The following is a 13,178-nucleotide window of genomic DNA, read 5'->3' on the forward strand; positions in this document are numbered from 1 at the left end:
TCCTAGTACCGCTCATTGATCTGCTCTCCTAACCATGCGCCTTGGCGGACAAGTCTGCGCTGTAGCTCAGTGATGTCGATACTGCGCGTTTCCCGCGTGCCTGTCTCGGCCAGAATCGCCGCGGCCGTACCGGAGGCTTCGCCCATTGCAAAGCAATTCGGCATAACCCGGGTGGAGCCTTGGGCCGCTCGATCGGTTGATATCGCTCTGCCGGCTACGATTACGTTCTGAATACCGGCCGGAAGCAAGGCGCGATAAGGAATGCCGTGCGACTCTCCCGGAGATAGACGTACCATCGTCATGCCGCTCGTAGGCTTTGCCATATGAATATCAATAAAGTAGGCATTTCGGGCAATATCGTCCGGGAACGAACGGCACGCCAGAAAATCGTCGGCGGTGACGATATAATCGCCGATGATCCGGCGGGTTTCCCGAATCCCGATCTGTTCGCCCGTCAACGTCAGGAAAGCGTTCTCAAATCCGGGAATCGCTTCCCTCAGCCAACCGGTAATGTGTTCAACAAGTGCGCGGCCTTCGATTGCTCCGCGGGTCAGATCATCCGTATTGGAGCCGTCAATTCCGAATACATGCCCGAAATTGAAGCCTGCCGTATGATCGTTTATCCAGGAAATACCGGCCCAATCTCTGGCGACGCGTAACCGCCCTTCACTCTTCGCCTTGTTGATCGCATGTTTCAGATCATGACTGTGCGTCTCAGCACTTGAGAGAAATTTGTTCCGGTCCAGGTTATTTAGAACGAAGCACATCGTCCCCGGCTGCAGCTCTCCATCATCTCCACCTTTGGCGAACTGCCCGCCCGCAAGATAGGTAAGATCCGCATCGCTCGTTGCATCAATGTATATCTTCCCCTTCACCGCCTGGGTTCCGGTCTTGTTGGTAATGACCGCCGCTTCAAGGATGCCGTCCTGCCCAAGAACTTGACCGACGAACGTATGATACAGCACTTTAACGCCAGCCTCCATCATCTTCTCGTCCAATAGGCGTTTTAGAATTTCCGCATCAATCGGCACCCAATCCAGCCGGTCCTTCCATGCTTCCTGAAACCTCTCCTCCATCCTGCTCTTCATATCAAGCAGAATTTCCAGCCCAATCCCACGGATGACCGCCTTGACCTGATCGGTATACGGGCAAAATGCAGGAACCTGAGAGACCGTCGCCATACCGCCCAGGTATCCTCTTTGCTCGATCAGCAATACAGATGCCCCGTTTCTTGCCGCTGCGAGCGCTGCCGCTACTCCTGACGGTCCTCCTCCGGCAACGACAACATCCACTTCTGTGTAGACAGGAATATCGCGCTCGGGTATTTTAACGGTTAATGCCATATCGGTCATTCTGACCACCTCCACCTGATTTCTTCCATTGCAGCTTCAGCTTACATCGAACGCGGTGAGACCGAACGCTCTTGTTTCTTTAATTCACTCGGGGCTACGCCCCAATATTTACGAAATACTCTGGCAAAATAGCTGACATCACGGTATCCTGCCGCTTCTGCTGCATCATACACCTTAACGCCGCTGTGTAAGAGCTCTTTGGCGTGCTCCATACTCCGCTTCAGGAGATATTCCGAAATGGATTTCCCTTCCTCCCGCTTAAAGAGCCGGCTAAGGTAAGAGGGATTGACATATAATCTTTCGGCCAGCGTGTGCAAGGTCAGTTCTTCTTTCCCCAGCATTTCCTCCACAGCCTCAATCATTTGTTTAACGAGCCGATGGCTTGAATGCTTTCGCTCGCGTTCCCGGTATTGGGTAATGCGGCTGGCCACTCTTTTGGACCATTCCACAATTTGCTCTTTGGAGAGCAGGGATTCAAAGGACAGAAACATCGAATAATCCTCTTGCAGCACCTCTTGCATCGACCAGCCCCGCGATTGAATCATACGTGTAAATAAGCTGCTCAAATACAGCAAATGCTCGTATACCTTTTGGGTTGAGACAGCCTGGGAGTATACGTTCTTGAAATAGCAGTCTATCAGCTCAGCAACCGCTGCTGCGTGATCCGTATGAACCGCAATCTCCAGCTGCTTTTCGAATTCAGCGTCATAATGAAACGGCTGCTCTTTGTTGGTTACGTCCAGGTAAGGAACGAACACCTCATGTCCGTAAATGGCCCGCTCCTGCAGTGCACGGCGTGCCTGCCGATAGGACAGCGAAACATGGTCCCATGAGCCTGGGGTCCCTAGTCCGGCACTGGCGGTAAGCTTCAGACACTCTTTAACAATGTTGAAGAGACGGGGAACGTGAACATTAATCCGCTGAATGATATCTGGAGCCGATTCCTCCGGTTGTCCCAAAAAGAGCAGCACGGTTGCTCCGTCCGCATCATTAAAGACCCGGCAGTCTTCATGCTGCAAACATTCAGCCGCTATGCATTCCAGCGAAAACTGCAGCAACGCCTGATCCGAAGACGTAAATCGTTCTCCTTGCTCGTGAATCGGATCGATTTCACATACGGCTACAGCAAACCAGCTATAGAGGGCAAGCTCCAGATTCAGCTCCTCCATATGCTTCTTGAGCTCCCAGTCCGCATACCGGCCCTGTATCCAGTTTCTATAAAAATCATCCTGGAGCTGAGGCAGGCGGTCATGCCATTTCCGCTCCAGCTCAATCATACTGTGCTTTTCCATCAGTTCCTCTCGGATCTCTTCCGCAGCCGCAAGAATAGCCTTCAAGATTTCATCGTCTCCGGCCGGCTTCAGCAAGTACTTCATGACGCCAAGCCCCACAGCAGCCTGCGCATACGGGAAATCGTCATGGCCGCTTAAAATCACGAATTTCATGTGCGTTTCCTGCTGCAGCACCGTTCTCGCCAAGGTTAACCCGTCCATCTCCGGCATCTCGATATCGAGCAGCACGATATCGGGCTTCCTGCGTTCGATCATGGATAGCGCTTCCAAGCCGTTCTCGGCAAGCGCTACCACTTCGATGCCATGCTCATTCCACGGTATATTGTTGGCCAGACTATTCAAAATTCGAATTTCATCTTCAACAATCATGAGATTCATGTTCCGCTTCCCCTCTCTCCTCCCGGCAGCGGTCTGCCGGTAAATCGATGACCGCCACCGTTCCGTTCCCTTCCCCGCTGACGATCTTCAATTCCGCCGTCTCCCCATAGTAAATGGCGATTCGAGCCTGGACATTGAGCAGCGCAAAAAACTCGGAGTTCTTCTCGGGGGGCGTCGTGTAATCCCCGAATCTGATTCTTGCCAAGGCCTGTTGAATCCGCATAAGCCTCGGCCCTGGAATCCCTCTTCCATTATCGGTTACCTGGATGATCAGCCGGTCATTAGACACATCGGTGCGGATGCTTAAGGTTCCGCCTTTTTTTCGTTTCTCCAATCCATGCAATATGGCATTCTCAACCAGCGGCTGAAGCAGCAGCTTCAGAATATGCAAATGATGGCTATCCTCAGAAGCGCAGTACTCCACCGTAAACCGGTCGGCAAAACGGATTTGCTGAATGCGAATATAGTAATGAAGGTGCTTGAACGTTTCCTCCACCGTAAACGACTCCTGCCCTTTGCTCAAACTCAGCCTGAAGAAGTTCGACAAGTTGAGCACCATTGTACTGATCTCTTCCGCTTCATAATTTTTGGCCGTCCAATAAATCGAATCCAGCGTGTTGTACAAGAAGTGGGGATTAATCTGAGCCTGCAGAAATTTGAGCTCCGTCTTGGTCATTCTGAGCTGTTGCTCATAGATATCCTTGATCAGATGACGCTGCTGACTCGCCGTTTCGTTGAAAGCATCCGTTAAATACCCCAACTCGTCCTGCCGCCCGTTCTCCAGCCTGATATTCAGATTGCCTTTACGCAGCTGCCGCATACCGGACACAAGTCTTGATATCGGAGAAGCAATTCCGCTGTAGATAAACCAGGCAATCCAGACGGCAAGCACGATGCTGAGTGCAATAATGCAGTACGCAAAAATTTGCAGCGGCCTCGACTTATCATAAATCTCACGCTCGGGCTGGATCAGCAGCAGCGACCATCCGCTTCGGGGAGAAGTCACCCGCAGAATCAAATTTTTCTCATCCGTTTCCGGGGTTACCCGGACAACAACACTGCCTGGCTGGACGTCCCTCCATTCGAAAGACAACGTTTCTTCTGTAGAAGCATTCGATACGATCAACCGCTCCCGGGCATCAAACAGATAGACCTTGGAGCTGCTGTTCGCCAGCAAATGGGACAGCGAGCGGAGCAACTGATTCTTCGAAATCGACAGCATGAGAACATTTTCGCCTTTTTCGGCGCGATAGAAATCCATAAGTCTCATCATAATAAGCTGATTCCGGTTATAGATAGGATCCGGGAGTCCAGACAAATTCTCTTCATGGCGTTCTGACAAGTAGTATATGCTTGCGCCATTTGCCTTCAGTGCTTCATCGTACCATGGTTCAGGGCCTTGGGATTCACGGTGCAGCAGCCCGAGCTTGGTTGCGATCAGCGAGTTGGAGGGACGATGATAAATCATGGCGTCGCTTAAATATTCATTGACCATGGTTATATTCGTAATCTCTTCCATGACACGCGTGAAGTCCATAATCGCCCCGGAGGTCAGGGTCTTCTCCTGATGAGACAGCAGGGTGGATAAATTAGTATCGGTTGCGATCAAGGTGGACAGATTATGGATGCTCTTTAAGGTCAAGTCAACAAACTCCAAAGCGGAGTTCATGGCACTGAGCGTGCGCTCGCCAAGCTCCTGCTCCAAAATCCGCTGAGACTTTACATTGGCAAACATGCTGAACGCCACCAGCGGCAGCAGGATGAGAAGAAAATAACAGGTTAGCCTAAACTGTATCGACTGCTTCAAGACGCTGCGGAATTGCGTCAGCCACTTCATACGATTCCCCCACGATACATGCTGCCTTCATTATAGCTTAGACCCCGTTATCCGTCCTGTTTATTGCCCGTTGACTTCCTTCGTCATTTCTTCGCCGCCGTTTTTCTTCCAGTCTTCAACAAATTGATCAAAACTGTCTACCGGCTGCTGGCCGATGATGATTTTCGTGAAGGCTTCGACCTCCATTTTGGACAGCTTAGGCCCGTATTTACCCATTCCAGGCGTCGGTACGCCCAGATATTGATTACGGATGGCAACCTTGTTAATCTTGTCGACAATCTCATTCAGCTTAAACTCCATACCGAGCGAGTCCAGACGTTCTCTGGATACTTCAGAATTGAACGGTACAATCGCTTCGCCGAGCGTTAGCCGGTAAATATGCTTGTTGTGCTCATCAAAGTTCGTAACCACCTTCCCGTCCTCCATATTCCATACCTCGCCCTCAAATCCGAGCATGAGTGTGCGGTATCCGTCTCCGATCATGAAATCAAGCATCTTAATGACAGCCTCCGGATGTTTGCTCGTAACCGGAATCACATTAAATCCGGAAACATAGCTATTGCCCCAGGTTCCCTGCTTCCCGTCAGGTCCGGTTGGATATTCGAGGGTAATCCACTCGGCATTGGGATCATTTTTCTGGTTGGTCAGGATCGGGCCGCGGGTATCATACCAGTTCCCGGAGAACAGACCCACTTTGCCGCTGGCGACTTTCTCGTCAACATTGGCCATCTTATTTAAAGCCCACTCGGGATCAATCAGCTTTTCCTTATAGAGACCGGCAAGATAGCTTAGTGCTTCCTTCATTTCCGGCAGTGTGCTGGAATTCACCAATTGCCCGTCCCGTTCAGTCCATTGGCCCCGCTGGATTCCCCATGCCCCGATAAACGGAGCTACTCTGCCGAGGTTTTCCTGCAGGATCAGACCAAACGTATCGTTTTTGCCGTTTCCGTCCGGATCATCCTGCGCAAAAGCGCGAATCACCTGTTTGTATTCTTCCAGCGTTGTCGGCGGTTTGAGCCCCAGACGGTCCAGCCAATCCTTGCGTGCAAACATGATTTCATTGCCCGGGATCGGGTTCAGGCCGGGAATCGCATAGATCTTTCCGTCCACAGTGACAACCTTCCAGGCTTCCTCCGGGATACTTTTCTTCAAATTCGGTCCGTATTCGTCGATTAAATTATTCAGAGGGGTAAGGGCCTTCTGCCGGACATAGCTTTCGAACCAATTGGCATCATAGGACAGGAGCATATCGGGCAGATCATCGGAGGCCATAATCACGTTCAGGGCATCCCCGTAACCGTCCGCAGGAGGCGTGATCAGCTTGATGTCCAGGCCCGTGTTCTCACGGATGTAATCAATATAAGGATTATTGTTCTCGTCCATGCCCGGCGGGAACTTCCGTCCGGCATTGCTTAATACGATATCAATGGCCTGGCGTTTTTCCTTCCCTTCGGCTCCTTCCTCCTTCGTGCCGGATGAACACGCGGACACCAGCAGCATGGAAGTCACCGCCAGGATGGATACGGATCTTTTTGCAAAGATTGAGACTTTCATATCACAATCCCCTCTCTTTTTTCATGTTACATGCCGTTCTAGCCTTTTACGGATCCAAGCATAATCCCTTTGACAAAATGCTTCTGCAGAAACGGATACACGATCAGGATCGGAACCGTGCTGGCAATCAGCGCCGCAGCCTTTAAGGACTCCAAGGCCAGCAGGGTGCTGTCGATATTGGCGGAGTACCCGTTGTTATTGCTGATGTTCGATTGATTGAACATGATCAGCTCACGCAAATACACCTGCAGCGGGAAAAGATTCCGGTCCGTCACATACAGGACGGTGTCAAAGAAGGCGTTCCAATGTCCGACCGCATGGAACAAGGTAATCGTGGCAATGACCGGCATGGATAACGGAACGACGATCCGGATGAGCGTTCCGATATTGGAGGAGCCGTCAATCTTGGCGGATTCTTCCAATTCAGGCGGCACGCCTTGAAAGAAATTTTTCATAATAATAACATTGAACGCGCTAACTGCTCCAGGAATGATATAGACCCAGAAGGAATTCAGCAGCCCGGTCGCTTTCACGACCAGAAAGGTTGGAATCATGCCCCCGTTAAACAGCATCGTGAACACAATCAGGAACATGATGGCTGATCGTCCTTTAATATAAGCCTTGGACAGCGGATAGGCCAGCATACAAGTGATCACCACATTCAACATCGTGCCGATGACCGTGCGCAGTAAACTGACCTTGAAGGCATTCAAAAAAGCCTGTTCGCGCAGTACCTTCACATACGCTTCGAAACTGAAATCCACCGGCCATAACGTCACCCTGCCGGAGGTTATCGCCTGATGACTGCTGAAGGACTGGGCCACGATATGCAGGAATGGGAGAAGCGCAAGCAGTGCAATGAAACCCAGGGCCAGGTAATTAAGCCTCGATGCCAGATGTTCCCCCCTAGTAAGTCTCATAGATTCACCCCCTCTACCATAAGCTGTCCTGGCCAAGCTTTCTGGCGGCTTTGTTGGCGAGGACGACCAATATCAGACTGATGACCGATTTGAACAACCCGACAGCGGTAGTAAAGCTGAATTGACCCTGCGTGATTCCGGTCCGGTATACATAAGTCTCGATAACATCGGCCACATTGTATACCAGCGGATTGTAGAGCACAAAGATCTGTTCGAAGCCGACATCCAGAACGCTTCCCAAGCGCAATACGAACAGGATCACGATGGTCCCGATGAGCGATGGCAGGGTGACGTGGATCAACTGCTTCCACTTGCTCGCGCCGTCTACGACAGCGGCCTCGTAGATTTGTGGATCGATCGATGCCAGCGCAGCCAGATAGATGATGGCCCCCCATCCCGCTTCCTTCCAGATATCGCTGACCACAAGCACCGTTCTGAACCATTCCTGACTGCCCAGGAAGAAGATCGGCTCCAAACCGATCATGCCCAGAAGCTGATTGACGATGCCCGTTGCCGGGGACAGCACGTTGACCAGGATACCTCCGATGATGACCCAGGACAGAAAATGCGGTAAATAGACAAGCGTCTGGACCCCGCGCTTATACAGCATGTGCCGGACTTCATTCAACATCAAGGCCAGGATGATTGGACCCGGAAATCCCCAGATCAGCTTGTATAAACTGATCAGCAGCGTATTTTTGAATACCGTGTAAAACTCGCTGTCCGTAAACATATTTTTAAAATGCGTAAGTCCCACCCATTCGCTGCCGCGGATGCCGGCAAAGGCGCTAAAATCCTGAAAGGCAACGATGATGCCTCCCATTGGCACATACTTGAAAATGATAAAATACGCGAGCCCCGGCAGCATAATCAGGTATAAATCCCAGTACTTTTTCAGGGCCTGAAACCGCGCCGGCTTGACCGTACGAAGGGGATGGTTCTCGGGCTGCCGATCCGCCGCTGCCAAATCTGAATCCATAGGATACCTCCTTTACCCTTAGTCATAATCTCTTATCCGTGTGACATCCTCATTGTACCTGCCGTTTGGCATTTGCTTTAAGGGCATTTGCATGACCTTTTAGGTGAATTTCTTGACCACTTGGCCGGGAACAACCATATTCCACACCCAAACTCATCAACTTAACGCAAAAAACAACCCGAATTCATGTTCGGGTTGGGATATGTGAGCTATTAGTTAACGGTGTGCACAACGATCCTGCTGCAGCGGTTCGATCCAGACGATACTCAGCAGGAATTGAGAAAGCTTTAAGCGCTTGTTAAGTTGAAAAGGTGCTGTCCTCTAAGTAAAGAGTGCAGCACCTTTTCTTTCGGATTTGAAATGAACTATATCAAGCTCATCTCTCCCGCCTGATCGCTATCTATGCTTGGTCAGTCACCGCCCCTTTAGATGCAGAGGAGACTAATCTTGCATACTTGACCAGCACGCCTGAATTAACTTTTAGCGGAGGCTGTACCCATGCTTGAGCCCTGGCACTCAGCTCCTCTTCTGTCACGTTAAAGTTAATCTGCTGCGTTTCGCTGTCGATAGTGATGAGGTCTCCGCTTCTCAGTAGCGCGATCGGTCCACCTACCTGCGCTTCAGGTGAGACATGTCCGACTACGAATCCATGCGAGCCACCTGAGAACCTTCCATCCGTAATTAGGGCCACTTCCCCGCCAAGACCCTTACCTACAATTAATGCAGTAACAGACAGCATCTCCGGCATGCCTGGACCGCCCTTTGGACCACAATAACGGATAACCAGTACATCGCCTTTGTGGATTTCATTTCTTAAAATCGCTTCCGTTGCGGCCTCCTCACTGTCATACACCTTGGCCGGCCCGTCAAACCGGAGCTTCTTCATGCCTGACATTTTGGCTACGGCGCCTTCAGGGGCAAGGTTACCTCTAAGTACAACTAATGGTCCATTTGGCTTCAGCGGCTGCTTCAATGGACGGACAATCTTCTGATCGTCTCTAAGTGGAGCTGCTTCCGCCAGATTCTCTGCCAAGGTCTTACCTGTGACTGTCAGGCAATCACCATGAAGAAGTCCCTCAGCGAGTAATAGCTTCATCACGCCGGGAATACCGCCAATTTCGTTCAAATCCTGCATTACATATTGGCCGCTTGGCTTCAGATCTGCCAAATGGGGAACACGCAGGCGTATCCGCTCAAAATCATCCAAGGTTAAATCTACGCCTGCCGAATGCGCAATAGCGAGCAAATGCAGGAACGCATTGGTTGAACCTCCCAAAGCCATAACGACCGTAATGGCGTTCTCAAACGCTTTTTTGGTCATGATGTCTTTCGGGTAAATCTCCTGCTCCAGCAGCGCTATGACTTGTCTGCCCGCCGCCGCACATTCTGCCGCTTTATCAGGCGAAACGGCCGGCGTAGAGGACGAACCGGGAAGGCTCATGCCCATGGCTTCCGCCGCAGCGGCCATTGTGTTGGCGGTGTACATGCCGCCGCAAGAGCCTGGACCCGGACAAACGCTGCACTCTACCTTATGGAGCTGTTCATCGGTTATTTTCCCCTCATGATATTGGCCTACCGCTTCGAAGGCCGTTACAATATCGACGTCTTTACCGTCGAGCTTTCCGGGCAGAATCGTTCCGCCGTATACGTACACGGAAGGGACATTCAACCGCCCCATCGCCATCAGACAGGCAGGCGTGTTCTTGTCGCAGCCACCGATGGCCACCAGGCCGTCAAAGCGCTCAGCTCCTGTTACAATCTCGATAGAATCCGCGATGGCTTCCCTGCTTGGCAGTGAGAACAGCATGCCTCCATGCCCCATTGAAATACCGTCAGAGACTGTAATCGTATTAAAAATAAGCGGAGCACCACCATGGTTACGCACCCCTTGTTTGGCTTGAACAGCCAATTCATTGATATGCATATTGCACGGGGTGACCTCACTCCAGGTGCTGGCTACGCCAATCATCGGTTTTTTGAAATCCTCATCTGTAAAACCAACAGCACGCAGCATCGCTCTGTTCGGCACCCGGTTGACACCCTCGCTGATTACCTTGCTGTTAATACGCAGATCTTTTCCGTTCACCATTTGTCTCCGCTCCTGTCTGCTTAAAGTAATCCGTGCAGTTCCTGCATCGGACGGATGAAATTTTGCCTCATCATTGCCTGAGCACGATCAGAATCATTCTTCTCGAACGCTGCAATAATTAAACCATGCTCATCGACTGAAGCCTGTGTCTCCGTAATCGGCCGCTCTAAGAACACGTATTTAAAGCGCCGGATATGAATCTGAAGGGATGCGCTGAATGAAGCGATATAGGGATTATCAGACAGCTCTACAATCAGATTGTGGAACTGTTCATCCGCCTCCATGGCCTGGTAAGGCTGACCGCTATTAATGGCACTGGCAAATTCTAAATTAAGTGCCCGCAGTTGCTCAATTTGTTCTGGAATAATAATTTTTGCGGTAGTTTCAGCCGCTAAAGCCTGAAGAGCCGCCATCGTTGAATACATCTTGAAGATGTCATCCTTCTCAATCTCCTGTACTCTGGTTTCTTTACCAGGATGAGTAGATACGAGCCCTTGTACTTCGAGTAGCTGAAAGGCTTCCCGGATCGGTGTGCGGCTTACACCAAGCGACTCAGCCAATTCGGCGTCAAACAGTTTTTCCCCGGGCTGCAGTGTACCGTCGATAATCCATCGTTGAATCTGGGAGAAGGCTCTTTCTTTCGCAGACATCCGTGCAGGTGAGACAAAATTTTTAGGTACTGGCATAGTTATCTTCCTCACTTCTCAATTTCCTTATATGCAATATATCGCATACATATATTTAAAGCAAGAAAAAAACAACTCATAAAGAGTTGTTTTGATAAAGGTAATGTATGAACTCCAGGAGACTAGGGTATGTACGCTTAACCCCGTCATCTAAGCAGCCTGCTGAATGGTTAGTTCAATCGCTTGGCGGCCTAAGCCTTCCATTTTTTCGCTTTAATCCAATATCTTTCTATTATCTTCCGTCCATAATTTAAGCCGAAGACTCAGGGATGGGCCGGGCGACCGGATCACTGCCAGACGGTATTCCCCGTTCCGGTTTCCGTAGTGTTCTTCCTCTATCCCGAAGGAGCAGCCGGTTGCGCCAACGGTATAGCGGAAGGGGCCCAGCGCGACATTTACGGCATGCCGCTCCGCCGTTATCACGCTCGATTCCTGTCCATTACTGCAGAACAGGGGCACCCGGTAAAGAATAGGTCCCGCATCCTGCACAGCAAGCTCGGAAACAATCTCCAAGCCATCCTCCGACAAAGCGTATCGTTCCGTCACCCGTCCGTCTTCCGGCAGACCCTGACCGCGATAAGTGATCCTGAACTCCACACGGCCGCTGTTTTGCCGGATGACCTGAAGTTCATGCTCCAGCCCGCCGCTCAAATCTGCCAGATATACTACTGTCCCGTCCTGCCGCTCCCAGCCCGGACCAATCGCAACGTTCAGGGACCTGACCCCTCCGGGCAGCCGGTATTCAGGCGCGGCACACAGCGGACTGGACAATGCCAGTTCCGTGGGAACACTCTGACGGTGATATCTTCCCAGTCCCGTGGAGTCGTAATGGTGATCAGCGGCAGTATCCAATTGCACGGATTGGCCTCCGGCAGAGGCAAACACTTTGTGGAAATGCTCCGAGGTCGCCAGCACATATCCCCCGCACTCGGCAGGACAAGGCTCTTCGGCAATATCATCCTCCGCGGACAGATAGGCCATGTAAGCGAAGCTGCCTAGCGTAATCATATACTTGTCATAATATCCGTAGGATTCCGTCCCGTAACCGGAACGGATGCCGTAGTGATTTTTGACATGGCGCGGCGGCGTGCTATCACGGACGAAGCGCAAGATAGCCTGCGCCGACAGTCTGGCGCTTCGTTTGAAAGCGCCGGCCAGCTTGTGCCTGCCCAGCCGCCGATACCGGGCGGCTTCAAATTCCGCGCACGCTGCCGCCAGCGCTTCATTGAACTGGAACTGGCTGCTGCGCCCTCCGTAGGGAAACTGACCGGCGGCGGATTGCATGAACAAGGTCATCATTCCGCCGGCCGCCAGCTTGCGGTTCAGTTCTTCATGAAACGCTCCACGGTACCCGGCCACCAAGATCAGCTGGATGTGGCAGCGGGCCGCCAGATCGTACAACAGCGGACAGCCCGGGTCCATATACATCCCGTTCCCGTCGAATTTCCGCAGCTGCACCGGCCAGTGCTCGGCCAAATAACCGGCGGCGCTTGTCATCCCCTCCGTTTCGCGTAAATACTCGCCGGCCATGTTGTAAATATTGATATTGTGCAGCTGTTCAGGTCTGGATACGGAAGCCAGTGTATACACATAATTGACCGCAGGCTCAATGTGGGCCAATTCATTTTTCCATCTTACGGATTGTTCTGCGGAAACATGCGGCTTCATCGCCTTATAGGCCAGCAGCAGCTCCTTGGTACTGAAATCGGCCATCTGATTGCCTGTCGTTCGCGGCAGTTCCCGGCAGCCCGTGTCCATCATGCTCTCCCATAGCGGAAAAAGCTCAAGCTTGCGTCCGCCCGCCATCAACCCTGCCACAACAGAGACCACGCGGCAATAGGTCTGAAGATCTTCAGGACGCCCCTGCGGGTCCGTTCCCCAGCTCTTGTCTGCCTGCTCCAGCCCGTATTCCTGAATCGACCCTTCCATCAGATCAAGATAGATATCCTTGGAGAAACCGGTTGGTTCGAAAGCCGCCGGCCGCTCCATCGCGTCGATATATGCATACAGATCGGCGCCGGACAGCGGCTGCAAATCTCGTAATGGACTCATTTCCTGTGGCTCAACTCCTTGCCTGTTTCTTTGGGAGAC

9 protein-coding genes are annotated in these 13,178 nt (G+C 51.6%); all 9 read right to left on the reverse strand.

Annotated features, from left to right (window positions below):
- Positions 1 to 2: 2 nt before the first annotated feature.
- The 9 genes from NST04_RS19485 to NST04_RS19525 all read right to left on the reverse strand — a co-directional run bounded on the left by NST04_RS19485 (position 3) and on the right by NST04_RS19525 (position 13,139).
- Positions 3 to 1,352, reverse strand: a complete 1,350-nt coding sequence (locus tag NST04_RS19485; protein WP_341185704.1) for an FAD-dependent oxidoreductase — start codon at positions 1,350 to 1,352, stop codon at positions 3 to 5.
- Between the two features lie 41 nt (positions 1,353 to 1,393).
- On the reverse strand, positions 1,394 to 3,022 hold the full coding sequence (locus NST04_RS19490) for a response regulator transcription factor (RefSeq protein WP_341185705.1): 1,629 nt from the start codon (positions 3,020 to 3,022) through the stop codon (positions 1,394 to 1,396).
- Positions 3,003 to 4,859 carry a sensor histidine kinase gene (locus NST04_RS19495; RefSeq protein ID WP_341185706.1) on the reverse strand — a complete coding sequence of 619 codons (1,857 nt, stop codon included), beginning with the start codon at positions 4,857 to 4,859 and terminating at the stop codon, positions 3,003 to 3,005. Before NST04_RS19495 ends, NST04_RS19490 begins: the two co-directional genes overlap by 20 nt.
- Before the next feature lie 60 nt (positions 4,860 to 4,919).
- Positions 4,920 to 6,413 carry an extracellular solute-binding protein gene (locus tag NST04_RS19500; protein WP_341185707.1) on the reverse strand — a complete coding sequence of 498 codons (1,494 nt, stop codon included), beginning with the start codon at positions 6,411 to 6,413 and terminating at the stop codon, positions 4,920 to 4,922.
- Positions 6,414 to 6,451: 38 nt separating this feature from the next.
- Positions 6,452 to 7,333 carry a carbohydrate ABC transporter permease gene (locus tag NST04_RS19505; RefSeq protein WP_341185708.1) on the reverse strand — a complete coding sequence of 294 codons (882 nt, stop codon included), beginning with the start codon at positions 7,331 to 7,333 and terminating at the stop codon, positions 6,452 to 6,454.
- 13 nt (positions 7,334 to 7,346) lie between these two features.
- Entirely contained in the window at positions 7,347 to 8,312 is a 966-nt protein-coding gene (locus NST04_RS19510) for an ABC transporter permease (RefSeq protein WP_445667932.1), read from the reverse strand.
- A 400-nt stretch (positions 8,313 to 8,712) separates the two neighbouring features.
- Positions 8,713 to 10,401: a dihydroxy-acid dehydratase gene (gene ilvD / locus NST04_RS19515; protein WP_341185709.1), complete on the reverse strand. Its 1,689-nt coding sequence runs from the start codon at positions 10,399 to 10,401 to the stop codon at positions 8,713 to 8,715.
- Positions 10,402 to 10,421: 20 nt separating this feature from the next.
- Positions 10,422 to 11,087, reverse strand: a complete 666-nt coding sequence (locus NST04_RS19520; protein ID WP_341185710.1) for a GntR family transcriptional regulator — start codon at positions 11,085 to 11,087, stop codon at positions 10,422 to 10,424.
- Positions 11,088 to 11,300: 213 nt separating this feature from the next.
- Positions 11,301 to 13,139: a hypothetical protein gene (locus tag NST04_RS19525; protein WP_341185711.1), complete on the reverse strand. Its 1,839-nt coding sequence runs from the start codon at positions 13,137 to 13,139 to the stop codon at positions 11,301 to 11,303.
- Positions 13,140 to 13,178 lie beyond the last annotated feature (39 nt).

Source organism: Paenibacillus sp. FSL H7-0756 (assembly GCF_038006765.1).
Taxonomy (GTDB): Bacteria; Bacillota; Bacilli; order Paenibacillales; family Paenibacillaceae; genus Paenibacillus_AQ.

Excerpts from the sequence above, each read along its gene's own strand:
- NST04_RS19485 (WP_341185704.1), bottom strand. The coding sequence starts at position 1,352 with ATGACCGATATGGCATTAACCGTTAAAATACCCGAGCGCGATATTCCT.
- NST04_RS19490 (WP_341185705.1), bottom strand. The coding sequence starts at position 3,022 with ATGAATCTCATGATTGTTGAAGATGAAATTCGAATTTTGAATAGTCTG.
- NST04_RS19495 (WP_341185706.1), bottom strand. The coding sequence starts at position 4,859 with ATGAAGTGGCTGACGCAATTCCGCAGCGTCTTGAAGCAGTCGATACAG.
- NST04_RS19500 (WP_341185707.1), bottom strand. The coding sequence starts at position 6,413 with ATGAAAGTCTCAATCTTTGCAAAAAGATCCGTATCCATCCTGGCGGTG.
- NST04_RS19505 (WP_341185708.1), bottom strand. The coding sequence starts at position 7,333 with ATGAGACTTACTAGGGGGGAACATCTGGCATCGAGGCTTAATTACCTG.
- NST04_RS19510 (WP_445667932.1), bottom strand. The coding sequence starts at position 8,312 with ATGGATTCAGATTTGGCAGCGGCGGATCGGCAGCCCGAGAACCATCCC.
- ilvD (WP_341185709.1), bottom strand. The coding sequence starts at position 10,401 with ATGGTGAACGGAAAAGATCTGCGTATTAACAGCAAGGTAATCAGCGAG.
- NST04_RS19520 (WP_341185710.1), bottom strand. The coding sequence starts at position 11,087 with ATGCCAGTACCTAAAAATTTTGTCTCACCTGCACGGATGTCTGCGAAA.
- NST04_RS19525 (WP_341185711.1), bottom strand. The coding sequence starts at position 13,139 with ATGAGTCCATTACGAGATTTGCAGCCGCTGTCCGGCGCCGATCTGTAT.